The organism is Hymenobacter sp., from assembly GCF_031398885.1.
In the GTDB taxonomy this organism is placed as follows: Bacteria; Bacteroidota; Bacteroidia; order Cytophagales; family Hymenobacteraceae; genus Hymenobacter.
Map to the genome: position 1 here is coordinate 63,648 of NZ_JANNOD010000116.1, position 25,705 is coordinate 89,352.

The following is a 25,705-nucleotide window of genomic DNA, read 5'->3' on the forward strand; positions in this document are numbered from 1 at the left end:
GCGGTAATACCCGCGAATCTTTCCCGCCCCGCCTGCTGTTTATCTTCGCGTCCTATTCCCGTAGATACCGCTAAGCTCAACTACTTGCTGCTACCCCAACACTTCGAACAAAAAATCGGCTTCAGCACCCTGCGCGAGCAGCTGGAGGCCAATTGCCTCTCGGCCCTGGGCCGCCAGTACGTGGCCCGCATGGAGTTTCAGACCAGGCACGAGCCCCTGCTAAAGCTGCTGCAACAGGCCGACGAATTCGCCTACCTGCTGCGCGCCGGGGCCGACTTCCCGGCCGCGCATTACCACGATGCCAAGGTGCACCTCAAGCGCGCGGCCCTGCCGGGCGCCTACCTCGACGTGGCCGCGTTTTTTGAGGTGAAGATGAGCCTGCGCACCATTCGGCAGGCGCTAAGCTTTTTCTCGGACGCGCCCGAGGGCCTGTACCCCACGCTGCGCCTGCTGGGCATCGGCGTGCAGGTCGACCGCAACCTGCTGGCCAACCTGGACAAGGTGGTGGACGACGAAGGCCAGGTGCGCGACGACGCTTCGCCGCTGCTGCGCCAGATTCGGCAGGAGTTGATTGCGCGCCAGGGACAGTTGCGCAAGCAGATTGCCGGCATCCTGCGCCACGCCAAAACCGAGGGCTGGATTCCCGGCGACGCCGAGCCGACCATCCGCGGCGGGCGGCTGGTGCTGCCGGTTATTGCCGAGCACAAGCGCAAGGTGAAGGGCCTGATTCACGACGAGTCGGCCTCGGGCCAGACGGTGTTCATCGAGCCCGAAGCCGTATTCGAGCTCAACAACGACATCAAGGACCTCGACAACGCCTACCACCGCGAGCTGATTCGCATCCTCACGGCCCTGACCGACCAGCTGCGCCCGCACATCCCGGACCTGCGCAAGGCGTATGCTTACCTGGGGCTGATTGACTTCATCAGAGCGAAGGCAAGACTGGCCGTCACGCTGGATTGCCGCCTGCCGGTGCTGCACAACAAGCCGCTGCTGAAGTGGGTGAAAGTGCGCCACCCGCTGCTGCAGTTGGCCTTTGCTCAGCACAAGCGCGACAACGGCGACCCCCGCGAAGTGGTGCCGCTGGACCTGGAGCTGAACGCCGAGCAGCGCATCCTGGTCATTTCCGGCCCTAACGCGGGCGGCAAGTCGGTGAGCCTAAAAACCGTGGGCCTGGTGCAGTTCATGCTGCAAATGGGCCTGCTCATCCCGTGCGCCGACAACTCCGAAGCGGGCGTGTTCGAGGACATCTTTCTGGACATCGGCGACGAGCAGAGCCTGGAAAACGACCTGAGTACCTATTCCTCGCACTTGCTGGCCATGAAGCAGTTCCTGCTGCTGGCCGGCAAGAAAAGCCTGGTCCTGATTGACGAGTTCGGTACCGGCACCGAGCCCAGCCTGGGCGGCGCCATTGCCGAAGCCGTGCTCGACCAGCTCAACCAGGCCCGCGTGTACGGCGTCATCACCACGCACTACACCAACCTGAAAAACTTCGCCGAGCGCACCCCGCACCTGGTGAACGGCGCCATGCGCTACGACCCTGAGAAGCTGCAGCCCCTCTACCGCCTCGAAGTGGGCAAGCCGGGCTCGTCGTTTGCCATTGAAATTGCCCGCAAAATCGGCCTGCCGAAGGAAGTGGTGGAGCGTGCCACCCAGCTGGTGGGCAAGGACAAGATTCGCTACGACCGCCTGCTCGAAGGCCTGGAGAAAGAGAAGACCGAGCTGGAACAACGCACCGCCGAGGCCGCCAAAGCGGAAAAGCGCCTCAAGCGCGCCGCCCAGGAGTACACCGACCTCAAGCAGCACCTCGAAGACACCCGCCTCGAAACCCTGCGCACCGCCAAGCAGCAGGCCAAGGCCCTGCTGGTGAACACCAACCAGCAAATCGAGGCCACTATCGGCGAAATCCGGCGCGGGCAGGCCGACAAGGAAGTCAACAAGCAGGCCCGCGAGAAGCTCGACGCCTTCGTGCGCACCGAGCTGCAGATTGAGCCGCCCCAGCCCAAGGCCACCCGCGAGCGGGCCGTGGCCGGCGACCTTCAGCCCGGCGACAAAGTGGCCCTGTTTGGTCAGGAAGGCCACGGCGAGTTGGTGAGCGTGAAGGGCAAAACCGCCGAGGTCCTGTTCGGCGGCCTCAAAACGCTGGTGAAAATCAGCCAGCTCGAAAAGCTGGGCCGCGCCGAAATCCGCGAGCGGGAGCAGGCCGCCAAGGCCAAAAAATCCAAGCTCAGCGGCGGCAGCTCCGGCGGCAACGGCATCAACATCACCGACCGCATGGCCGGCTTCAGCCCCACGCTGGACCTGCGCGGCGAGCGCGCCGAAGACGCCCTCACCAAAACCATGAGCTTCGTCGACGACGCCGTGATGCTGGGGATGCCGGAGGTAAAGTTTCTGCACGGCCGCGGCAACGGCGTGCTCCGCCAGGTGGTGCGCGACTACCTGCGCCGCCAGCGCGCCGTGGCCAGCGTGGCCGACGAGCACGCCGACCGCGGCGGCGACGGCGTCACCATTGCGGTGCTGAAGTAAGGACCCGCTCCTGCCCCCGGGCGTTTTAAAGTAGTAAGGCGCGGAGCTTGGTGCGGGGCTCCGGCCCCGTGCCGGTTACTCCCCGGCCTCCGGCCGGCCCGGGCGCGCAACCCCGGGCGATGAGGCACCGCCCACGGGCGCGGCGATGCCCGTGCTGTGGGCCAGAGGCCCACGCGTAAGCGGCACGGGGCCGGAGCCCCGCGCCAGGTGGGTGCCGTTGGAAGCGGGGCAGCACGTGCGCTGACCTGGAAGCGGTACGGCAGAGCATTCAGTGCTGGCACTGATGCGGAAATTGGTTGGGTTTAATATATTTGATGGCATATATTTACCGCGAGATTGCGTCGGGCGTACCCGCCCGGTGCGGCCCTTGTCGGTAAACCCTACTCGCCATGTCCATCCTTCCCCCAGCTTGGGCCGCCATGCGGCGCTCGGCCGACCACTACGCCCAATTCGCCACCGAAATTGAGCGCATCGAGGGCGACATCGACCTGTTCCGCCAGGGACTGAAGCTGCTCACCGATATTTCGCCCGACCCCGAACGGGTGCAGGCCCGCCTGGAGCGGGAGCGGGACATGCTGCGCGGGGCCCCGCAGCCGCCCCGCCAGGCGCTGGAGCGCTCCATGGGGCAGCCCGACTACCAGGACGCCTGCGTGCTGCAGCGCATCGTGGGCTACAGCCGCTGCGTGGGCCGCATCGTGCTGGCCGGCGGCGAGTTCGGCACCGGCTGGCTGGTGGGCGAGGGCCTGCTCATCACCAACCACCACGTGCTGCCCAACCGCGCCGCCGCCGCCGGCGCGCACGTCACGATGGGCTACGAGCGCACGGAGGACAGCCAGCCCCAGCCCGGCGAAACGTTTCGACTGTTACCCGAAGAGTTTTTCCTGACGCCCCGCGAAACCCAGCCCGACGACCCGTACGAGGAGCTGGACTTCACGGTGGTGGCCGTGGAGCCGGCCAGCCAGCTGGGCAAGCCCCTGACCACCTACCGCCACGTCACCCTCGACGGCGGCCTGGGCAAGATTATTGAGGGCGAAAACTGCCTGGTGATTCAGCACCCGAATGGCGACTTCAAGAAAGTGGTGCTGCGCGACATCCGCCTGCTGAAGGTGACCGACCAGCCCGGCGCCGACCAGCACCTGTTCTACGAGAGCGACACCGAGCCGGGCTCCAGCGGCTCGATGGTGGTGGCCCTGGGCACGGGCGAAATCATTGCCCTGCACAACGCCGGCGTGCCCCGGCGCGACGCCCGCGGCAACTACCTCAAAAAGGACGGCTCTCTTTACCAGCCCGGTGACCGCGACGAGTCGATTGACTGGGTGGCCAACCAGGGCGTGCGCGTGAGCAAAATTGTGGAAGCGCTGGGCCTGCTGCCCCCCCAGGCCGGCCCAGAAACGCGGCGCCAGGCCCTGCTGGGGGGCTTGCTGCGCAAGAACACGCCCCTCAACCCCGCCCCTCTCCCGCCAGCCACGGATGCTCCTTTGCCGGCCCCTGCGGCCGTGGGCCCGCCCGCCCCGGCGGGCAGCCCGCGCGTGCCTTACCTGCTGCGGCTGGCCACGGGCCGGGTGGCCGCCGAATATGCCCGGCAGGCCGTGCTAAGCCATTTTCCGGCGGGGCAGCTCCGCTCGTTGGTGCCCGAAGAAAGCCGGTCGGCCCTGGCCGGCTACGTGGTGCTGGACCTGCCGGCCGGCGGTGACCCCTGGGCCGTGGCCGCGCAGCTCGAAACCATCGACGGGGTGATGGAAGCGGAGCCCGACCTGCCCCAGCGGACCACCTCGGGCCTGGCCGGCCAAGACCTGGCCGCCGCCCCGCGCGCGACCGAGGGCGGTTTTTTGGGCATTTGGGAGGACGGCCGCTCGAAGTGGAACGAGGAAAAATTCCTGCGCCACTGGGCCGGCAGCGTGCACCTGCGCGGCCTGGATTCCAACGTCTCCGCCGACTTGCAGCAGATTCGGGGGTGGAACCGCCGCGCCACCGGCTTCGACCGGCTGACCGCGCAGCACCTGGACGCCGCCGCCGTGGCCGCCCTTTCGGATTTGCGCATCGGGCAGTTCGATACTGGCTATTCGGACCACTCCAAGCTGCACGGGGGCTACGACCTCACGGCCGACTACGACCTGGTGGGCGACGATGCCGATGCCCGCGACGAGTTGGATTCGGGCGTGCTCAAGGCGCCGGGCCACGGCACCCGCACCGGCAGCGTGCTGGTGGGGGTGGCCGCCGCCGCGGGCATCGGCAACGGGCACGATGGCAACGCCGGCTTCCTGCGCACGGCGCCGCAGGGCGCGGCCGGGGTGCTACTCACGCCGTTCCGGGTGGCCAAATCCGTCATTCTCATCGACCGGGTCAGCGAGCTGGTGCGCGGCGTGCACATGGCCGTCGACAGCGGCTACCCGGTGCTCACCATGAGCATGGGCACGCTCGGCAACAGCGCCCTGGAGGCCGTGGCCCGCTACGCCTACGAGCGCGGCACCATCTGGTGCTGCGCCGCCGGCAACGAGGTCCGCTTCGTGATAGCGCCCGGCAAGTACCCCGGCGTGATTTGCGTGGCCGCCTCCAACGCCAACGACGGCCCCTGGGACGGCAGCTGCCGCGGGCCCGAGGTCGACATCACCGCCCCCGGCGAGGACGTGTACGTGCCCATCCTGACCGACGACGACGACGAGGACATGGCCTACGGCAGCGGCACCAGCTACGCCACGCCGCACGTGGCGGCGGCGGCGCTGCTCTGGCTGGCCCGGCACCAGCACGCCCTGGCCTACCCCGAGCCCTGGCAGCGCGTCGAGGCCTTTCGGTTTTGCCTGACCACCACGGCCCGGCCCGCCAGCCAGCTGCCGAAGGACCGGTACGGGGCCGGCATCCTGCAGGTGGATGCGCTGCTGCTGGCGCCCCTGCCCGCCGTGGACCAGCTGCGCCACGCCTACGCCGAGTCCCGCCGGCCGGGAATCGAGCGCGGGCCGGCCGAGCGCGAGCCGTTGGCGCTGCGGGAGCTCACCTACAAAACCTGGCAGCAGGTACTCGGGGCGGCGCCGGTGGCGGGCACGACGGGCCCCGGCGCCCGGGAGCTGCAAGGTTTTTCCGCTGGCCTGAGCCCCCACGCCCAGGTGGCGGCCCGCGTGCTCGAAAGCCAAAGCAGCCTGACCGGCCGGCCGCTGGCCCGCGAAAGCACCGCCGCCCCGGCGGCCAACGCCTACGAGCGCCTGCGGGCGTTGCAGGCGCTGCAAACCAGGAGCAAACCGACCTACACGGCGCCGCCCGTCGCGCCGCCGCCGGCGGGGCCGCCTTCCTCGCCCCCGCCGGCGGCTTCGCCCGCTAAATTGAGTAGGGCACCGGGCGGGAGCAAAAGTCGCCGAAAATCCTCTTGATTTTTCCTCCCGCAGCCGCAACCGAACCTGCCATGGCACCTTACTTTGATTTTCATTTTCACCCGCTGTTCAAGCAACTGCTGGTGGAATTCGACGACGCGAAGCGGCAGGACGACCGGTGGGCGCGCCCCATTCGCCTGCCGCTGCTGGGCAAGCTCGTTGATGCGCTGGCCGGCCGCATCCTCGAAAGCCAGGCGAGCGTGGACCAGGCACGGGCGGGCAACGTGCAGGTGGGCGTCGCCAATTTGATTGCCATTGAGTTTGTACTGGCCTCTGACCAGGGCAAGCTGGCCCTGCTCGACAGCCACCGGATAACCCCGCTCGACGAGCGGTTCTTCGAGTTCGTGCGCGAAGGCCAGGGCAGCTACGACGACCTGGTGGGCAAGGAGCTGAGCTTCTACGAGTGGGCGGCCCAGCACTTTGGGCAGCAGGTCAAGCTGCTTTCCCGCAAAACCAGCCGGGCCGTGGACGCCGGCAAGCTCAACCTGGTGCTGGCCCTGGAGGGCGGCCACGGCCTCAGCCGCCGGCGCATCGACGAAGTCTCGGGCCCCGGCGACCCGGCGGCGCGCGTCCGGGAGTACCGCGCGCACCCGACCCGGGACCTGTTCTACCTCACCCTCACCCATTTCAGCCACATCCGCGAGCAGCAGCTGTGTAGCCACGCCTACGCCTTCAAGCTGGTGAAGCAACTGGGCCAGACCCGGCCCCAGATGGCCGGCCTGCGCCAGCTGGGCAAGGACGTGGTGCGCGCCTGCCTGGACGTCGCGGCCCAGCAATTCCCCATCCTCATCGACGTGAAGCACATGAGCCTGCAAGCCCGGCTGGAGTTCTACGCCTACCGGCGGGTCCTGCTGGCGGGGGAAGTGGCCGGCTTTGTGGCGCCGGCCGCGGGCATTCCCATCCTGGCCAGCCACGTCGGGGTCACGGGCTTTCCGCTGGCCGAGCTCAAGGGCCGCCTCACCGAGTTTGGGGTGGAAGACGCGCTGGTGCCCTGCGTGCGGATGCGCACCCAGCGCCAGGAAGCCGGCCAGCTCAACGACCAGGAAAGCGTGTGGTTCAATTCCTGGACCCTGAACCTGCTCGACGAGGACATCGCCGAAATAGCCCGCAGCGGCGGCCTGCTCGGCCTGAGCCTGGACGCCCGCATCCTGGGTTTCGAGGGCGCCGCCAAGCGCCTGCTCAACCAGCTCGACCAATTCGCGCCCGACTACATGTCGCCGGCCGATTTCGCGGCGCTGTTTCCCGACCTGGCCCGCCGCCTGCCCCGGCTGCCCCCGCCCCCGGACGAGGCCGCCGACGGCCGCGAGCTGGCCGCCGCCGAGCTGGGCGAGGAGCTGTTCGGCACCAGCCGCCGGGAGCGCGAAATCATGCTTTTCTGCCTCAACGTGCTGCACGTGGTGGCCGTCATCAACGCCACGCCGGCCGCGGACGGGCAGCCGCTCGACGGCTGGACCTTCGTGTGCGTGGGCTCGGACTACGACGGGCTGATTGATTCCGTCAAGGCCTGCGCCCAGGCCGACAACCTGCCCGCCTTCGAGCGGGAGCTGCTGCGCGCCTTTCCGCGGGCCGAGCGCGCCTACCGGGCCGCCCGCCCCGGCCAGGCCCCGGTGCTCACGGCCGGCGGCGCGGCGTTTGACGAGCAAGCGTTTGGCAGCGGCCCCCTGCGCCAGCTGCTGTACGACAACGGCGCCAACTTCCTGGCCCGCTGGTGGGGGTGAGGCGGGCGCCGCCCGTTTGGGGTGGCGCCCGCCGTTGCTTGAGTGCGCTAGCCCGAGGCACTCAGCCGCGGAAGCTGGCCACGACCGGCGGCCGGAGTGCCCGCTCCGCCGCCTCTGCGCAGGGCATCAATGTTCATTTTTCACCAACTCTTACCTTCATTTCCCATGGCTACCGGCACTGTATTCGAAGTGGTTCCGCTTGAGCTGAACCTGCGTTCCAACACCATTGTGGAGCCCCGCTCCATTATTGCCCGGCTGCGGCAGGGCCAGCGGGTGCGCGCGCTGGTCCCCGGCCCCACCGCCGGCTGGCTGCGCGTGCAGGCCGACTTGCAGGGCACGGCGGTGGAAGGCTTCGTGAAAGCCTCGTTTCTGCGGGCCGTGGCCGGCTCCTCCAACGGGATGGGCGCCGCCCCGGCGGCGGTGCCCCACCTGCGCGCGGCCCGGCTCCCCAGCTCCGGCCCCATCCGCCGCAACCAGTCCGACGACGGCCCCCGGGTGTTCGACCTCACCGAGGCGCACCCCGGCCGCCCGGGCCCGGACGCCGAGAAGGCTGCGCAGCTCACCGACATCATTGCCTTTCTGCGGGTGAGCCGGTCGGCGCGCTACGCGGCCGCGGGCGGCAAAACCTACTGCAACATCTACGCCCACGACTACTGCCATTTGGCCGACACCTACCTGCCGCGGGTGTGGTGGACGCGCCGGGCCCTGCTGGCCCTGGCGGCGGGCGGAACCGTGCACCCCGCCTACGGCACCACCGTGGTGGAGCTCAACGCCAACAGCCTCTACAACTGGCTGGAAGAGTTCGGGGCCGACTTCGGCTGGCGCCGCGCCGTGGACCTGACGGCGGTGCAGGCCGCGGCCAACGCCGGGCAGGTGTGCATCGTGAGCGCGCAGCGGCGCGACCTGAACCGGCCGGGGCACATCTGCGCCGTGGTGCCCGAAACCGCCCAGCACCGGGCCGCCCGCCAGGCCGGCGGGGCCGTCACCACGCCGCTCATGAGCCAGGCCGGCGCCAGCAACTTCGAGTACGGCGGCCAGGTGTGGTGGCGCGCCGAACGGTTTGCCCGCCACGGGTTCTGGGTGCACGCTTAGGGGGTTGCGCCCGCAGTAATTGGATGAATAGCAACTAAAGAAGGCGGCCCCCATCCGGGAGCCGCCTTTTTTAGTTTTTTCAGGCAGACGGCTACTCCACCACCACCCGGCTCACCTGCACGGCTTCGGGGGTGGTGACCTGCACCAGGTACAGGCCGGCTTTCAGCGCCGTGGCGTCGATGGCCAGGTCGGTGCCGGTCAGGGGCTGGGTGCGCTCCAGCACCACGCGGCCGGTGGCGTCGCGCAGCACCACGCGGGCGGTGCGGGCCAAGGTGCTGGCCAAGTGCAGCCGGAAACTGCCGCGGGCGGGGTTGGGGTACACCTGCAGGGTGCTGGCCTGCACCGTGCCGGCGCGGGTGGCCAGCACGAGGCGGCAGGCCGCGATGCCCTGGTTCTGGGCGGCAATGCGGGCGGCGTACTCCTGGTAGTACTGGTTCGTGATGCGCGCGTCGTGGATGACGAGGGTATTTTCGTCGTTCTCGGTGTCGGCCGAGGCGGTCCAGTTGTGCGAGCCCACGAACACGGTCGGGTCCGACTGCGCGGCGCCGGCGTCCACAATCAGGGTTTTGTGGTGCATGATGCCCGGCTGGCGGTCGAGCAGGTAGCGCGGGCCCAGCCCGCCGCCGCGGATGGTGCGGAACACGAAGCCGGCCACGCCGCTGGTGTCGTTGGTGAGGCCGTCGGAGCAGGTGCCGATGCCGCGCTGGCTCACCTGGGTGCCCAGGACGCGGCCCACGTCGGTGCGCGTGACCAGCATCGAGAGCACGTGCAGGTCGAAGTCGGCCGTGCGGATGGTTTCGAGCAGGCGCGAGTTCACGTTGTCGGTCGGCGAAAACCAGGACTGCACCTGCTTGCCGCCAATGACGAGGTAATGCGGCGTGTTGTCGGTTTTGCGCGAGCCAAACAAGGGCGTGCCGGGCGTGGCCGTGGCGCTGCCCCACATCTCCTCAAACTCCATGGTGTACACCCGGGCCAGGCTCTGGTCCTGCACGGTCACCACGTTGTTGGGGTCGGTGGCGAGCTGGCCGGGGGTCCAGTTCGTCGAGCCGGTCCAGACCAGGGCCCGGGCCGTGCTGGCGGCGTCAATCACCACGAACTTGTTGTGCATGATGCTGGTGGTGTTGACGGCGGCGCCGGCCGGCCGGAACACGCGCGGAATGGCCGCCGTCAGCCCGGCGATGCTGAAGTTGGAGTTGTCGTCTTCGTAGATGACGCGCACCAGCACGCCCCGGGCGTGGGCCGCGTTCACGGCCGCCAGGATGGTGGGGCTGTTCCAGTTGTAAATCGTGATGTCGAGCGTCTGCTGGGCCCGGGCGATGTAGGCGGCCAGGGTGTCGGCAATGGCCCCGTTGGGCAGGTACACGGCGTTGTTGTTGGGCAGCGCGAGGCTGTTGTCCACGGTGCTGTTGAAGTACGTCTTCATGCGGCCCGAGGACAGCGAAGCGGTAATCATGGGCGTCACGCGCGACTCGGAACGGCCGGTGGCGTTCACCGATACGGCCTGCACGTAATACACCGTGGCGGGCTGCAAACCAGTGAGTGCCACGCTGTGCTGGGTGCCGGTGCCGGCGGCCGTCACGACGATGGGCTGGCCGGCGGGCGGCGTGCCGCCCGCCGCCACGGGCACCGTGGTGTAGCTCACCTGCGCGCTGCCGGCATTCTGGGTGCTGAAGCTCACCGTGAAGCCCGTGGTGCTGATGTCGGTGGGCACCGGCGCCGAGGTCAGGTTGGGCGTGGCGCCCTGCACGAAGTCGGCGTAGAGGCGCGGCAGGAGCTGGTAGCCGCGGGCGGTGGTGGTGGCGTTCGAATTGGGCGCCGCAAACTGGCTCAGAATGCCCACCGCGTCGAAGGTGCCCGTGGGCGAGGGCTTGCCGATGAGGCCGTCGGGGGTGTTACTGGCCGCGTTGATGTACAGCACGGTGGCCGCGTTGTTGTTGATGCGGTACGTGGTCGAGGCAAAGGACGTGACCGTTGCGCCGCCCGAGGTATTGACGGAGGTCAGCCCGTCGAAGCGCACCAGTTGCCCTTCGTAGGCTTCGGCAAAGGCGGGCGCGATGCCGCCGGCCGGAAACACCACCGGGGCGGGCAGCGGCCGGTTGCCGGCCAGCACCGTCAGGCTGGTCACGGGGTCGAGCTCAAGCAGGGAGTTGAAATTTTTCAAGTTGCCGGTCACCACGATGCTGTCGCCGGGCCGCACGGCCATCATGGCCGCTTGCACCGCCGCCGGCGAGCTCGTGCCCGCGTAGGCCGCGATGCCGGCCGTGCCGTCCTGCAGGTAGCGGATAATGCCCAGCTCGGGGCCGTTGGTCACCACGCCGCGCACGGTCACGGCCGCGCCGGCGGCGTTGTTGTTGGCGGGCGCCTGGGTTCGCGCCGCCGCGATGGAGACGGATGTTTGCGCCGCCACGGGCCGCCAGGTGGCCGCGCTCAGCAGCAGGGCCAACAGGGTAAACTTCTTCATAAAGAAAAGCAGGTTATGAAATGATTAAGTCCACAGAAAAAGCTAAGAGCCAGCCCACAAAGATGCTGAATTACAGCGAAAAAAGCCACGCCACCCCCGTTCCGCCGGGCTTGTCGGGCGCTTAATTCTTGGTGGCGGGGCGCGGGCGCTTGCCGCTGCCCGTGACGAACGGCACGGGGGCGGCCGTCTCGGTGCCGGCCGCGTTGCGCGAGCTAACCTCCACGTAGTAAGTGGTGCCCGGAATCAGGTTGTCGAGGGTGAGGCTGTGCTCGGTGGTTTCGGCGGCATCCACGCGGGTTTGCTTCAGCTCCTTGGCGTTGAGGCCGTAGCGGATGCGGGTGTCGCCCGCGTTCAGGGTCGAGTACACGACCGTGAAGCCGGTGGCGCTCACGTTCACGGGCACGGGCTCTTCGGTGAGGCGGGGCCGGCCGCCGCCGCGGACGAAATCGGTGGCCAGGCGCGGCAGCAGCTGGTAGCCGCCGGTGCCGCCGGGGGCGTATTGGCTCATCACCCCGCGCACGTCAAACGGCTCGGCGGTGGGGACCGTGGTGCCGATGAGGCCCTTGGCGCCGGTGCTGGTGGTGCCCACGCGCAGCAGGGCGCCCGCCGTGCCGTCGAGCAGGTAGTTGGCGTTGCCCCGCAGGACGCCGGCGGGCGTGGCGGCCGGGGTGAGCAGGCGCGTGACGCCGGTAATCTCGACGAGCCGGCCCTCGTTGGCCTCGGCAAACGCCGCGGCGGCCTCGCCCGCGGGCACGCGCAGGGCGCGCAGCCGCCGGCCCGTGGCAAGCTTGTGCACCGACTCCACGGGGTCCATTTCCAGCAGTCCGTTGTAGGTCTTGAGCTGGCCCGTCACCTGAACGCTGTCGCCGGCCTGCAGCTCGCCAAAACCCGGCACCTTGGCGGGCTGGGCGTAGATGGCCAGGCCGGCTTCGGCGTCCTGCACGTAGCGGATGTTGCCCAGCTCGGCCCCGTTCAGCACCACCGCCCGCACCGTGACGGTGCTGCCCGGGCCCAGGGCCCGCGCCGCCTTCACCGTCAGCACCGGGGGCGCACCGGCCAGCCAGCCGGCCAAAAGAAGTAAGGTTGTCGTCATCGTAAAATTGAAGTATTAGCCGACCGGCCTAACCGGAGCCAGTGCAAAGGTCGGAGTAAATTACGGATACTCACTGGCCTTCAGGTTATTAAATCACGACAAGGACGCCTGGGCTGCCTTATTACAAAATATTAACTTCCGGGTGAAGCTCGACCGCAAACTGCTGCCGTACGGAGGAAATTATTTCCTCGGCCAGCTGGCGCAGCTCGCCGCCCGTAGCGCCGCCGTGGTGCACCAGCACCAGGGCCTGGCGGTCGTGCACGCCGTGGGTGCCGGCGCCGGGGCCGCGGCGCAGCCCCTTCCAGCCGGCCCGCTCGATGAGCCAGGCGGCGGGCACTTTCACGCCGCCGGGCACGGGGTAGCCGGGCAGGTCGGGGTACTGGCTTTTGAGGTGGTCGAACTTGGCCTGGGACAGCTCGGGGTTTTTGAAGAACGAGCCCGCGTTGCCGACTTCGGCGGGGTCGGGCAGCTTGGCGCGGCGGATGTGCACCACGGCCCGGCTCACGTCCTGCGGCGTGGGCTCGCCCGCAATGCCGAGCTCAGCCAGGGTTTCGGCGAGGGCGCCGTAGCGCACGTTGGGCGCGTACCCGGCCGGGCGGACCGGGCGGTGCAGGCGCAGCACCACGGCCGTGACCACAAACTGGTCTTTGAGCACGTTCTTGAACACGCTTTCGCGGTAGCCGAAGCCGCACTCGCCGGCCGTGAACACGCGGCTTTCTCCGGTGGCGATGGCCACCGCTTCGAGGTGGTCGAAGGTGTCGCGCAGCTCGGCCCCGTAGGCGCCGATGTTCTGGAGCGGGGCCGCGCCCACCGTGCCGGGGATGAGCGACAGGTTTTCGATGCCGCTCAGGCCCTGGTCGAGGGCGTATTCCACCAGGCCGTGCCAGCTTTCGCCGGCCCCGGCCCGCACCAGAGCGGTGGCCGAGTCGCCGTCTTCGCTGACGATGTGCAGGCCGCGGATTTCATTTTTCAGCACCACGCCGGCGAAATCCTGGGTGAAGAGCAGGTTGGAGCCGCCGCCGAGGATGAGCTTGTCGGCCGCCCGCACCGCGGGCAGTTGCAACAACTGGCGCAGCTCGTCGGCCGAGGCGAAGCGGGCGAAGTAGCGGGCCCGCACGTCGAGGCCAAAGGTGTTGTAGGGGCGGAGGGAAACGTTTTCTTCGAGGGCGGGCATCATGGGGGCAAAGGTCGGGCAAAGCGGCGGTTGGTTTACTTCGGCTTGGTGGGTATGTTTAGGGGCTGGCTTGGCCCGGCCGGCGCGGGCTGGCCGTTTTGTTAACAGTTCCTACTTCATGTCGCCTTACCTCCGCCGCCTCCGGGAAAAGATTGGCCACGACCTGCTGCTCTTGCCTTCGGTTACGGTGCTGCTGTTCGATGCCGACCGCCGGGTGCTGCTGGCCCGGCACAGCGACGCCAACGTGTGGGTGGCCCCGGGCGGCATGGTGGAGCCCGACGAAACGCCGCAGGCCGCGGCCCGCCGGGAGGCGCGGGAAGAAATCGGCTGCGAGGTCGCCTTGCAGGGGATACTGGGCGTGTACGGGGGCCCCGAGTTCTTGGTCCGGTACCGCAACGGCGACAAAGTCAGCTGTGTGATGACCGTGTTCGAAGCCGCAATAACCGACGGCACGCCGCAACCGGACCACGCGGAAATCCTGGAGCTGCGCTACTTCACGTACGCCGAAACCCGGTCGCTGGCCTGCGCCCGCTGGCTGCCCGTGGTGCTGGCCGACGTGTACGGCCAGCCGTAGCCGCGGAACTTCCGGGGGCTACCGCACCCGGTAGCCGCTCAGCGCGTAGAACAGCAGGTACAGGTAACACAGCGCCGGCACCACGAACGCCACGCGCAGGCCGCCGCCGTGGGTGGCCAGCCAGCCCATGAGCGGCGGAATGAGCGCCCCGCCCACGATGGCCATAATCAGGTACGACGAGCCCTGTTTGGTGAAGGGCCCCAGCCCGGTGATAGCCAGCGGGAAAATGACGGGCCACATGATAGAATTCATCAGCCCGCAGAGCACGACGAGCCACAGGGCCGTTTCGCCGGTGCTCAGGACGCTGGCGCCCACCAGCGCCGCGCCGGCCGCGCACACCGCCACCAGCAGCGCCCGGTTGTGAAACCGGAGCAGCAGCGGAATGCCCACCAGCCGCCCTACCAGCGAGCCGAACCAGTACGACGACACCAGCACCGCGCCCACCGCCTTGGTGAAGCCGGCCGTGGTGTCGATGGGGGAGGGCTCCTGGCCGAACAGCACCAGCGCGTAGTTGGTGGCCACGTTCAGCCCCTGCACCAGGCTTTGGGTGAAGGCGGAAAGCTGTTGAATGCCCTGGCTTTCGCCGTAGCGAATCAGGAAAGAGCCTAAGCCGACTTCCACCCCCACGTAGACGAAAATGGCCCCGATGCCCAGCACGAGGTGCGGAAACCCCAGCGCCGAGGTGCGGCCCGCCGCCACGGGCCGCGCTGCGGCCGACGTTTCCTCGGGAATGCTTTCGATGTCGGGCAGCTTTACCAGAAAGAAAAACACGGCCGCCAGCACCCCCAAAAAAGCCGCCAGGCCCAGGTAAGGACCTTTGACCAGCTGGGATTCCTCGGCGAGCCGCGCCGCCAGGGGCAGCGCCGCCAGCCGGGCCTTGAGCGCCACCGAGCCGCCGAACAGCACCAGCCCGCCCACCAGCGGCGAGAGCGCCCCACCAAAGTTGTTGGCCACGCCCACGATGCTCACCCGCGCCGCCGCCCCGCGCGGGGCGCCCAGCACCGATACGTACGGATTGGCCGCCACTTGCAGCAGCGTAATGCCCGCGCCCAGCACGCTCAGGGCCGTGAGAAACAGCCCAAACGCCCGCGAATCAGCGGCCGGAATGAACAGCAGCGCGCCGCCGGCCATCACCAGCAAGCCCATCACGATGCCGCGCTGATAGCCCAGTTTCTTCAGCACCCAGCCGGCGGGCAGCGACATCAGGAAATACGCCCCGAAAAAGGCCGACTGCACGGCCGTGGACTGAAAATCGGTGAGCTGGCACACGTCCTTGAGGTAGGGCATGAGCACGTCATTGAAGTTGGTGACGGCGCCGAACAGGAAGAACAGGGTCGTCATCAGCACCATGGGCCCGGCGTAGGAGCGGGCGGGCGCGGTGGTGGCGGCAGGAGTGGCGGCGGAGAGGGGGGCGGTGGACATGAGTAGGGGCGGGGCTTGCCCCCGCCCGGCGTAAGGACGAGCCGTAAAGAACGACATTTGCCCTGCGAAAACAATTGCTTTCCGTTCGACGACGGGCGGGGGCAAGCCCCACCCCCTGCCTCAACATGCACCTCACCGCCACCACCCAGTTCGGCCTGGAAGAACTGCTCGCCGACGAGCTGTACGCCCTCGGGGCCGACATTACGCACGTCGGCTCGCGGGCCGTGGAGTTCCTCGGCGACCACCGCCTGCTCTACGAAGTGGCCCTGTGGAGCCGCCTCTCCATGCGCCTGCTGCGCCCCTTCGCCGCCTTCGCTGCCCCCGATGAAAAGGCGCTGTACCGCGAAGTCGGCCGCATCGACTGGCAGGACTTCATCGGTCCCGGCCAGACGTTCGCCATCACCTCGGTGGTGAACCGCTCTACCTTCGAGCATTCGCTCTTCGTGGCCCAGCTCACCAAGGACGCCATCGTGGACCAGTTCCGGGCCCGCACCGGTGAGCGGCCCAGCGTGGATACCCGCACGCCCGACGTGCGCCTGCACCTGCGCATGAGTGAGAACGAAGTCATCCTCAGCCTCGACGCGGCCGGCGACTCCCTGCACCGCCGGGGCTACCGCCAGCTCACCAACGAAGCGCCCCTGAACGAGGTGCTGGCCGCCGGCCTGGTCCTGCTCTCCGGCTGGGACGGCAAAAAGCCGCTTATCGACCCGATGTGCGGCTCGGCCACCATCCTCACCGAAGCCGGCCTGATTAGTCAGCGCATCGCGCCCGGCCTGTTCCACCAGGGCAAGTTTGGGTTTGAAAACTGGTACGACTTCGACCCTGCGCTCTGGAGCCAGGTGCGTGAGGAAGCCCGGGCCCAGCGCCTGGAAGAGCCCCAGGCCTACCTCGCCGGCTCCGACCTCGACCCCAAAACCATCGACATGGCCGCCGCCAACATCACCGCCGCCGGCCTGGAAGATTGCGTGCGCCTGTCCGTGCGCGACGTGAAGGACGCCGTGGCGCCGGCCAAACAGGAGCCCGGCGTGGTCCTCACCAACCCGCCCTACGGCGAGCGAATCGGGGAGGAGACGGAAATGGCCGCCTTGTATAAAATAATTGGCGACACGCTGAAGGCAGGCTTTCAGGGCTACGACGCCTTCGTGTTCACCGGCAACCTGGAAGCGGCGAAGAGCATCGGGCTGAAGGCCAAGCGCCGCACGCCGCTGTTCAACGGGCCGATTGACTGCCGGCTGCTAAAGTATGAGCTGTATGGGGGGAGCCGGCGGGCGTCGTCACCTCACCCCCCGGCCCCCTCTCCCGCGGAGAGGGGGAGTCACGGCGGCGCGGGCTCCGAAACGAACCTGGAGAAAGAGCAGAAGTAATGGTGAATTCCAGTAAGGTGAATTCCAACAAAAGAAGAAAACAAAAAATAACGCCAGGCTCCCCCTCTCCGCGGGAGAGGGGGTCGGGGGGTGAGGTGAACCGCCCGCGCCGCCCTACCTTACCCAAATGGAAGCCTCTCGCCCCGCTCCACCTGAACCCGAAGACGTTGTCAACTTCGTGTTCACTACCAAAGTAGAACCTTGGCGTAAGCATCTCAAGGCTTTTGCCCGCCAAAATCGCCGCAGTCCCACCGAGGCAGAAGCCATTCTATGGCAAGCGTTACGCAATTCAAAACTGGGTGTACGGTTCCGCCGCCAGCACGCCATCGAAAGCTATATCGTCGATTTCGTCTGCGTTGCCGCCAAGCTCACCATCGAGCTCGACGGCGAAATTCACCTCTCCTTTGAGCAGGCCGAATACGACGCCGGCCGTACCTTCACGCTAACGGAATTAGGCTACCGCGAGCTGCGTTTCAGCAACCGGCAAGTGCTAACCAGCTTGGACGAAGTCCTGGCCACCATCACCGAAAAACTACAAACCACGCCGCCTCCCAACGAGTCGTCCGGCTCCCCCTCTCCGCGGGAGAGGGGGCCGGGGGGTGAGGTGACCCATCCGAACATGCCCGAACTCACCGCCGCTCCGCCCGACCTGCTGCCCGCCGCCCGCCAGGCCCTGAAACGGTACTACGGCTACGACAACTTCCGCCCCATGCAGGGCGACATCATCCAGCACATCCTCAGCGGGAAAGACACCGTGGTGCTCATGCCCACCGGCGGCGGCAAGTCGGTCTGCTTTCAGATTCCGGCGGTGGTTTCGGAGGGTACCTGCATCGTCGTCTCGCCCCTCATCGCCCTGATGAAGGACCAGGTGGAGGCGCTGAAAGCCAACGGCATCGCGGCGGCCTACATCAACAGCAGCGTGGGCCAGAGCGAGGCCAACGACATTGCCCGCGCTACCGTGAGCGGCCACCTCAAGCTGCTCTACGTGTCGCCCGAGAAGCTGCTGAGCGACGGGTTTCTGCAGTTTCTGACGCGGGTCAACATCAGCCTGTTTGCCATCGACGAAGCGCACTGCATATCGAGTTGGGGCCACGACTTCCGGCCCGAGTACACCCAGCTCGGCCAGCTGCGGACGCACTTTCCGAGCACGCCCATCATCGCCCTCACGGCCACGGCCGACCGCCTCACGCAGCGCGACATCCGCACCCAGCTCAACCTCACCGAGCCTAAGGTCTTTCTCTCCAGCTTCGACCGGCCCAACATCAACCTGCTTGTGCGCCCCGGCCAGGACCGCATCAACTCGGTGCTCGACTACATCGGCCGCCACCCCCAGGACCCGGGCATCATCTACTGCCTCTCGCGCAAGACCTGCGAAACCATTTCTGCCAAGCTCGTCGCCAAGGGCGTGAAGGCCGCCCACTACCACGCCGGCCTCACGCCCAACCAGCGCAGCAAGGCCCAGGAAGCTTTTTTGCAGGACGACGTGCAGGTAATTGTCGCCACCATCGCCTTCGGCATGGGCATCGACAAGAGCAACGTACGCTGGGTGATGCACTACAACCTGCCCAAGAACATCGAGGGCTACTACCAGGAAATCGGCCGGGCCGGGCGCGACGGCGCGCCCAGCACCGCCATCCTGTTCTACAGCTTCGCCGACGTGATGCAGATGCGCGAGATGGTGACCAAGGACGTGCCCGCCCGCCAGGCCCAGCTCAACACCGCCAAGCTCGAGCGCATGCAGCAGTTCGCCGAAGCCGCCTCCTGCCGCCGCAAAATCCTGCTCAACTACTTCTCCGAAACCCTGGCCGAAGACTGCGGCAACTGCGACATCTGCCGCAACCCGCCCATTACCTTCGACGGCACCCTCATTGCCCAAAAAGCCCTCTCGGCCGTGGCCCGCAGCCGCGAGCGGGTGGCCATCAACCTGCTCATCGACGTGCTGCGCGGCATGCGCAACCAGGCGGTGCTGCAGGGCGGCTACGACCAAATCAAGACCTACGGCGCCGGCGCCGACCTGCCCTACCTCGACTGGTACAGCTACGTGCACCAGATGCTGAACGACGGCCTGTTCTACATCGCCTACGAGGAAGGCTACGCCCTCAAAATCACCGAGCGCGGCCACCAGGTGCTCAAGGGCCAGCTGACCCTGCCGCTCAGAAAGTTCCAGCCCGCGGAGAAGGCCGAGCGGCCCACCCGCGCCGGCAGAAAAGCCGCCAACGCCGCTTCGGCCGCCACCGCCGGCACCCCCGAAGCCCAACTGTTCGAGCAGCTGCGCAAGCTCCGCAAGCAGATTGCCGACGAGCAGGGCGTGCCGCCCTACGTGGTGTTCTCCGACGCCACGCTGCAGGAAATGGCGGCCGAGCGCCCCGTCAATCGCGTGGGCATGTTGGGCGTGTCGGGCGTGGGCATGAAGAAGTTCGAAACCTACGGCGAAGCCTTCATCAAGCTCATCCTGGAGCACGGCGGCGGGGCCGTGCCCTCCGACTCGGACAACATGTTCAGCGAGTCCCCGCGGCCCCGCCTGGCCACGGCCGCCGCCGGCCAGCCCGTGAGCGACTCCGAGGACGCCACCATCCAGCTCCACCACATGGGCCTCACGCCGGCGGACATCGCCGAGCGCCGCGGCCTGGCCCTGAGCACCGTCAAAACCCACCTCTACAACGCCTACGCCAAGGGCCGCGAGCTGCGCATCCACGACTTCGTGAGCGACGCCGAGCTGGCCGAAATCTTCACCGCCCGCGCCCAGCTCGGCGGCGACCCCCCGCTGCGCGACCTGTTCGACCACCTGCGCGAGCAGTACGACTACTTCCAGCTGCGCATGGCCGCGCTCTACCACAAGCGCCTGCGCGGGCAGTAGCCGGCAATAAAAGAGCTGCTAATCTGGCGTAAAGAGAATATTATTCTGAGCGCATCTTCTCGGAGCGCGTCTTCCCGTCATTGCCGAATGATTGGTGCTGCCTTGATACTGCGGTTTCCCAAACAGGACACGTCCGGCTCCCCCTCTCCGCGGGAGAGGGGGCTGGGGGGTGAGGCGAACGGGGAGGACGACCCGCCCATCGTGCAGCAAAAAGCTATTAAGACGCTTCGCCACGCGCCGCGTGAGGTTATTAGGCGTTCTGAGCAAGAAAGGCTACTGGCAAAGGTTTAGCACACAAGTAGCCCAACGCTAAAGTGGTAAGCAGAAATTTATTAGCTAAGTGAATTAGTAACTTCGCGCTTGCGTTGCTAACTTCACCAGCCGAATCCGCGTTGGAATCAGCGTTATCCTCGGCCGTCGCCCTGCTCCATGATTAACATCAACCTCAAGTTTTGCCGGCGCGAGCTGGCCCTCACCCAGGCCCAGATGGCCGACAAGCTCGGCATCAAACGCTCCCTGGTGGGCGCCTACGAAGAAGGCCGGGCCGAGCCCCGCCTCGCCACCCTCGTCAACATGGCCCGCCTGTTCGGCATCACGCTCGACCAGCTGGTGACCACCGACTTCAGCAAGAAGAAGAACACCAAGATTATCGGCTCGCTGCCCGCGCCCGACCCTGCGGCACCCGAATCCGACGACCCCACCGACCCGACCGGGGCCCCGGCGGGCGGCAAGCTCCGCATCCTGGCCCTGACCGTGGACCGCGACCAGAACGAGAACATCGAGCTGGTGCCCCAGAAAGCCGCCGCCGGCTACCTCAACGGCTACGCCGACCCCGAGTACCTGGAGGTGCTGCCCAAGTTCCGGCTGCCCATGCTCTCGCAAACGGGCACCTACCGGGCCTTCGAAATTGCCGGCGACTCCATGCTGCCCATCGCCAGCGGCACGGTCATCGTGGGCCGCTACGTGGAGGAATGGGCCAGCATCAAGGACGGCACGCCGTGCATTGTGGTGAGCAGCCGCGAGGGCATCGTGTTCAAGCGCCTCTTCAACAAGGTGCGCACCAACGCCATGTTCGTGCTGCATTCCGACAACCCCCACTTCTCGCCCTACGACCTCAACGTGGACGAGGTGCTGGAAATCTGGGAAGCCAAGAGCTACATCAGCAGCACCTTCCCCATTGCCGAGCTCTCGCTCGAGCGCGTGGCCAGCCTCGTGCTGGACCTGCAGCAGCAGGTGGCGCTGCTGAAAAAAGCCTAGCCGTTCGTCTGTTTTGGTAGCAGTCCGCAACGCCCTTCCGTTTCCCCGGGAGGGCGTTGCTGGTTTGGGGCGCTAACTTCCCCCGGAGCCCGCGCGTATGCGGGTAAACTCAACCCTCTCGTTTGCGCCCCATGCTCACTTACCTCTCCGCCGCCGACCGGCACCACGCCGCCCCCGCCGCCTGGCTCAGCAGCTACTTTCTGTTCTCGTTCGCCGACTACTTCGACCGCACCAACCTGCAGTTCGGCCCGTTGCGCGTGTTCAACGACGACAGCGTGGCCGCGCAGTCGGGCTTTCCGCAGCACCCGCATTCCGAAATGGAAATTGTGACGCTGGTGCTCGACGGCGAAATCACGCACGAGGACACGATGGGCAACAAAACCACCATCAAAGCCGGCGAAGTGCAGCGCATGACCGCCGGCACCGGCCTGGCCCACTCCGAGTTCAACCGCCAGGACAAGCCCCTGCACCTCTACCAGCTCTGGTTCGTGCCCGGCCAGAAGGGGCTGGCCCCCAGCTACGAGCAGAAGGACCTGGGCTTTCTGCGCGGCAGCAAAAACGAGCTGGTCCCGCTCGTGACCGGCCAAAAGGTGCTCGAAGACGTGGTGTACATGAACTCGAACACCACCATCTACTGGTCTAACCTGAGCGAGGACAAGGAAATTGAATTCAAGACCTTTCCCATCCGCCTGACTTTCATCTACGTGAAGGAAGGCATCATTTTCGTGAACGGCGCGGAGCTCGGCCCCAACGACCAGGCGCGCATGACCGACGACGACGTGGTGCACATCCGCGCCGCCAAGGACGCGCAGTTTATCCTCATTGACCTGCCCGCCGCCGAGGTCAATTACTAGCAAGCAACGCGGGCTGACTCAGCACATAAGCAGTCGCGCACGAGTAAACGCTTTGCCGCCCCGGTGGTGTGGCTCCCCCTCTCCGCAGCAGAGGGGGCCGGGGGGTGAGGTTGGGCTTCCGTTTAGAAATTATAGGAAACCCCGGCCGAATAGCCCGTCGCCTTGCCGATGTTGCGGCCGGACACGTAGGTGTTGGCGCCCAGGATTACGCCCGCGCCCTTGGCAATGGGCTGGTACAGGCTGCCGCCGAGCCGCACGAAGTTGACGCGGGTGGAGGGGAAAAAGCCGTTGAAGCCTTCCCCGGTAATATCGGTGCCCCCGTTGGACTCCTGAAACGAGGCAAAAGCCTCCAGGTAGGTTTTGGGGCCGGCGTAGCCAATCTTGGCTTCCCCGATGAGGGCGTGGGGCACTTGGCCGGTGCGCAGGCTGTACCCCACCTGCCCGGTAACGAAGACGCCGGAGCTGGTTTTGAGGTGCGCCACGCCCGCGGCCGTGTACTTGGTGGCGCGGTTGCCGATGGCAATGATGTAGCCGAGCCCGGTGTTCGTCTGGTAGTCGCTGAGCGGCGTGCTGACGCTCACAACGCCCAGCAGGTCCACGATGCTGCCGCCGATTTCGCGGGAGTAGGACTTGAACTTGAGCAGGGCCGTGGCGTCCTGCAGGCCCTGGCGGACGTTGGTGTAGCCGGCCGTGGAATACAGGGCGCTCAGGTCGTCAATCACCGTGCCGTTGGCCTGGCCCTTCGCCTGAATGTAGGGCAGGCTGAACACGGCGTCCATTTTGTCGGTGAGGCCGTAGGTGGCGTACAGGTTGAGCGAGTTGACGCGCACTTCCTGGAAAACCGGCACGGCGTCAATCTTGTCGGGCGCCAGAAACACGTCGTTGTAGCGCTCGGTGGTGCCCGAGAGCACCACCGAGCCGTGGCCCTTGCCGGCCATAAAGCCGCTCACCAGGCTTTGGGCCCGGACGGATGAAGCGGTGCCGGCAAGTAAAAGGGTGCCGATAAACAGGGCGGAAAATTGTTGCATGGACGAAAGGCTATTAACTGTAGGATAAGCGCAAAAAAATAGGATGAGAGGAGTAGAGGCGTAAGGGGCGCGCTACGGCGGAGCGATGGAAGAATTTACGGCCGGGTTTGGTCAAATGGATTTACCTTAGCGGAATCCAAAGGATGCGAAAACCCGTTTGTGTTCAGTCACTTTGGCCAAAGGTTCTCCCCGGCCCGACAAATCTAATATTTTAATTCAATGAAAATTTTTTCTGCCCTGACAACCGGCGCGTTGTTCCTTGGTTTTGTTGTATTGGGGAGTTGCGCCAAAAACACCGATGTTGACGCTTCCATCACCAACATCGCCGTCACAAACCCCGATTTTCAGGTGCTGGAAGACGCGGCCATTCGCGGCGACGTGGCCGTGCTGTTGGGCAATAAAAACCCGAACGACCCGGCCGGCAACTACACGGTGTTTGCGCCCACCAACGCGGCCTTTGCCCGCCTGGGCCTCAACTCGGCCACGGACCTGACGGCGCTAACGCAGCCGTTCCTACGGAATACGCTGTTTTACGCGGTGTTCAGCGGCTTGCTGCCGGGCAGTGCGCTCACGCCGGGCAGCGTTTCGCCGTCGGCCCTGGGCGCGCCGGGAACGCAGCGCCGCATCATCCAGCGCGCCGACGGCAGCCTGTACGTAAACGGCTCCAAAATTTTGAACCCCGACGTGCGCGCCGCCAATGGCCTCGTGCACTCCGTCGACAAAGTGCTGCTGGCCACCGGGGGCAACATTGTGCAGTCGGCGCAGGCCCTGCAATCGGGCCAGGTATTTGTCGCCCCCGAACTCACCTTTTTGGTGGAAGCGGTGATATACGCCGATTTGGTGACCGTGCTGTCGGGCCCGGGCCCCTTCACCGTATTTGCTCCCACCGACCAGGCGTTCAAAAACTTTAGCCCGCTCCTGACCAAACCGGCCGACATTCGCCTGCTGCCCAAGCAGACCGTGCAGAACCTGCTGCTGGGCCACGCCCTGTCGGGGGCCCAGTTCACCTCGGAGCTGCCCGAGGGCACCACCGTTACCTCGGCCGGGGGAACGTCCGTGACGTTGGGCAGCTTCAACAACGGGGTGCTGACGGTGCAGGGGGCCAACGGGACCGGTCCCGTTGCCAACATGGTGATTCCCGACGTGCAGTGCACCAACGGGGTGGTCCACGTCATCGACCGGGTTTTGCAATAGAATTAATTTGCAGCACCTGCAATATTTGTTGTTGCTACAACGGTCATGGTACGCGCCTTGTCCGCCAGCCTGCTGAGGCAGTGGGGCGGCATTAACTATGGTAAAAACACTTCCCCGCTTGGCGGGTAACTGGCTGCTTTGGGTGTGGCTGCTGCCGGGCATGGCCGCGGGGCAGGTGCTGCCCGCCGCCCCGGACACGGCCACGCGGGCGCCCCGGCCCGCAACTCCGGCGCCCGCGCCGGCCAGCCTGGCGGGGCTCTGGAAGGGGCCGCTGCCAATTCCGGGCGGCAGCCTGCCCATTCAGCTTACCATCCTGCAGCCGGGGGCCAACAAGCTCCTCGCCACCCTGGACCTGCCGGCTAAGCGCCTCAACCGCATTCCGGCCTCCGTCACCTTTCGGGGCGACACGCTGGTGTTCTACGCCGCCACGGCCGAGTGCCGCTTCGCCTGCGTGCCGAGCGCCGACGGACAGGAGCTGCGCGGCACCTGGACGCAGCCCGGGCTGCTGGTCCCCCTCGTCCTGCGCCGCGCCGCCGAGGGCGCGGCCCCGGCCGTTTCCGGCAGCCGGGCGGGCGCGGCCCCGGTTACTACCTACCACATCGAAACCGTGACCCTGACCAGCCAGCCCGGCGACGTGCGGCTGGTCGGCACGCTGAGCATTCCCGACGGCCCGGGGCCATTCCCCGCCGCCGCCCTGCTCTCCGACATGGGCCCCCACGACCGCGACGCGCGCCAGGGCGACTACCGCTTGTTTGCGGTGCTGGCCTCGGCGCTGGCCCGGCAGGGCATTGCCGTGCTGCGCCTCGACGACCGGGGCGTGGGCGAGTCCGGCGGCGCGGGGGCGCTCGCCACCACGGCCGACCTGGTGCGCGACGCCCAGGCCGCGCTCACCTACCTGCGGCTGCGGCCCAGCATCGACCCCTCCCGCACGGGCCTGATTGGCCACGGTGAGGGCGGTAACGTAGCCCTGCTGGCCGCGGCGCAGCCCCTGCCGCCGGCCTTCGTGGTGGCGCTGGCGGCCGCGGGGCTGCCGGGGCAAGAGCTGCTGGCCAACCAGCCCGAGCCCACGCCCACCCCGGCCGACACGGCCCGTGCGGGCGCGGCCCGCCGCCGGGCCAGCGCCGAGGTGCTAAGCCAGGCGGCCAAGCTCCGCAGCAGCGGCTCCAACGCCGCCCAGGTGGATACTTACCTCGCGCAGCAGCGCCTGAAGGCCAAGGTCGAGGAGCGCAAGCAGGCCGATGCCGCGCGCAAGTTTCGGCGGGCCATGCTGGAAATCGTGCGCCAAAATTCCGACGACGACCAGGCCCAGGCCATTGTGGTGAACATGCTGCGCCAGCGCTACCCGGACGGCGACCCCGCCGCTGCCCGGGCGCGGGCGGCCCAGCTTGTCACGCCCTGGTACCGCTACTACCTGCGGTTTGACCCGCAGCCCGGCCTGGCCGAAGTGCGGTGCCCGGTGCTGCTGCTACAGGGCACCGACGATGCCGAGGTGAACGCCGCCGCTAACCTCCTGGTCCTCGAAAAAGGCCTCAAGGGCAACAAGCGCGTCACGGCCCGCCGACTGCCGGGGGTCAACCACTTGTTTCAGGCCCCGACCGACGAGCCGGCCACGCCCGGCCTAGCGCCCGGGCTCGTGGACACGGTGCGGGACTGGGTGCTGCTGGAGGCGGAAGAGTAGCGGAAGCCTGCCAACACAGGCTCAGTTCAGCCGGGCCCCGCCGGCAGCCGC

16 protein-coding genes are annotated in these 25,705 nt (G+C 67.1%); 11 read left to right on the plus strand and 5 right to left on the minus strand.

Features of this window, described 5'->3' with window-relative positions; translation table 11 throughout:
* Nucleotides 1–84: 84 nt before the first annotated feature.
* The 4 genes from RMO51_RS20920 to RMO51_RS20935 all read left to right on the plus strand — a co-directional run bounded on the left by RMO51_RS20920 (nt 85) and on the right by RMO51_RS20935 (nt 8,698).
* Entirely contained in the window at nt 85–2,526 is a 2,442-nt protein-coding gene (locus tag RMO51_RS20920; RefSeq protein WP_310397929.1) for an endonuclease MutS2, read from the plus strand.
* A gap of 389 nt (nt 2,527–2,915) precedes the next feature.
* The gene (locus tag RMO51_RS20925) at nt 2,916–5,888 is read left to right on the plus strand and encodes a S8 family serine peptidase (protein ID WP_310397930.1); all 2,973 of its coding nucleotides are present in this window, start codon (nt 2,916–2,918) and stop codon (nt 5,886–5,888) included.
* A 32-nt stretch (nt 5,889–5,920) separates the two neighbouring features.
* Nucleotides 5,921–7,606 carry a hypothetical protein gene (locus RMO51_RS20930; RefSeq protein WP_310397931.1) on the plus strand — a complete coding sequence of 562 codons (1,686 nt, stop codon included), beginning with the start codon at nt 5,921–5,923 and terminating at the stop codon, nt 7,604–7,606.
* 165 nt (nt 7,607–7,771) lie between these two features.
* Nucleotides 7,772–8,698 (plus strand): hypothetical protein, encoded by a 927-nt coding sequence (locus RMO51_RS20935; RefSeq protein ID WP_310397932.1) that lies wholly within the window; start codon nt 7,772–7,774, stop codon nt 8,696–8,698.
* Nucleotides 8,699–8,789: 91 nt separating this feature from the next.
* Here the strand turns inward: RMO51_RS20935 and RMO51_RS20940 are convergent, their stop codons facing one another.
* From RMO51_RS20940 to murB, 3 genes are all read right to left on the minus strand, one after another.
* Nucleotides 8,790–11,159 (minus strand): phospholipase D-like domain-containing protein, encoded by a 2,370-nt coding sequence (locus RMO51_RS20940; protein ID WP_310397933.1) that lies wholly within the window; start codon nt 11,157–11,159, stop codon nt 8,790–8,792.
* Nucleotides 11,160–11,280: 121 nt separating this feature from the next.
* A complete protein-coding gene (locus tag RMO51_RS20945) occupies nt 11,281–12,252 on the minus strand; it encodes a fibronectin type III domain-containing protein (protein ID WP_310397934.1) in 972 nt (323 codons plus the stop codon).
* A 121-nt stretch (nt 12,253–12,373) separates the two neighbouring features.
* Entirely contained in the window at nt 12,374–13,429 is a 1,056-nt protein-coding gene (murB, locus tag RMO51_RS20950; protein WP_310397935.1) for a UDP-N-acetylmuramate dehydrogenase, read from the minus strand.
* A gap of 115 nt (nt 13,430–13,544) precedes the next feature.
* Between murB and RMO51_RS20955 the strand changes: the two genes are divergently transcribed.
* Nucleotides 13,545–14,000: an NUDIX domain-containing protein gene (locus RMO51_RS20955; RefSeq protein WP_310397936.1), complete on the plus strand. Its 456-nt coding sequence runs from the start codon at nt 13,545–13,547 to the stop codon at nt 13,998–14,000.
* 18 nt (nt 14,001–14,018) lie between these two features.
* Here the strand turns inward: RMO51_RS20955 and RMO51_RS20960 are convergent, their stop codons facing one another.
* Nucleotides 14,019–15,422, minus strand: coding sequence for a sugar MFS transporter (locus RMO51_RS20960; protein ID WP_310397937.1), 1,404 nt, complete (start codon nt 15,420–15,422; stop codon nt 14,019–14,021).
* A gap of 125 nt (nt 15,423–15,547) precedes the next feature.
* Here RMO51_RS20960 and RMO51_RS20965 point away from each other — a divergent pair, with 125 nt between their 5' ends.
* From RMO51_RS20965 to RMO51_RS20980, 4 genes are all read left to right on the plus strand, one after another.
* Nucleotides 15,548–16,786, plus strand: a complete 1,239-nt coding sequence (locus RMO51_RS20965) for a THUMP domain-containing protein (RefSeq protein ID WP_310397938.1) — start codon at nt 15,548–15,550, stop codon at nt 16,784–16,786.
* A gap of 127 nt (nt 16,787–16,913) precedes the next feature.
* Entirely contained in the window at nt 16,914–19,643 is a 2,730-nt protein-coding gene (recQ, locus tag RMO51_RS20970; protein ID WP_310397939.1) for a DNA helicase RecQ, read from the plus strand.
* Between the two features lie 429 nt (nt 19,644–20,072).
* On the plus strand, nt 20,073–20,900 hold the full coding sequence (locus RMO51_RS20975) for a LexA family transcriptional regulator (protein ID WP_310397940.1): 828 nt from the start codon (nt 20,073–20,075) through the stop codon (nt 20,898–20,900).
* A 131-nt stretch (nt 20,901–21,031) separates the two neighbouring features.
* Nucleotides 21,032–21,754: a pirin family protein gene (locus tag RMO51_RS20980; RefSeq protein WP_310397941.1), complete on the plus strand. Its 723-nt coding sequence runs from the start codon at nt 21,032–21,034 to the stop codon at nt 21,752–21,754.
* A 122-nt stretch (nt 21,755–21,876) separates the two neighbouring features.
* On the opposite strand, the gene RMO51_RS20985 is transcribed toward RMO51_RS20980, so the two are convergent.
* Nucleotides 21,877–22,782 (minus strand): hypothetical protein, encoded by a 906-nt coding sequence (locus RMO51_RS20985; RefSeq protein ID WP_310397942.1) that lies wholly within the window; start codon nt 22,780–22,782, stop codon nt 21,877–21,879.
* A gap of 219 nt (nt 22,783–23,001) precedes the next feature.
* Between RMO51_RS20985 and RMO51_RS20990 the strand changes: the two genes are divergently transcribed.
* Together RMO51_RS20990 and RMO51_RS20995 are read left to right on the plus strand one after the other, a co-directional pair.
* Nucleotides 23,002–23,976 carry a fasciclin domain-containing protein gene (locus RMO51_RS20990; RefSeq protein WP_310397943.1) on the plus strand — a complete coding sequence of 325 codons (975 nt, stop codon included), beginning with the start codon at nt 23,002–23,004 and terminating at the stop codon, nt 23,974–23,976.
* A gap of 97 nt (nt 23,977–24,073) precedes the next feature.
* The gene (locus tag RMO51_RS20995) at nt 24,074–25,654 is read left to right on the plus strand and encodes an alpha/beta fold hydrolase (protein WP_310397944.1); all 1,581 of its coding nucleotides are present in this window, start codon (nt 24,074–24,076) and stop codon (nt 25,652–25,654) included.
* The last annotated feature ends 51 nt before the right edge of the window (nt 25,655–25,705 follow it).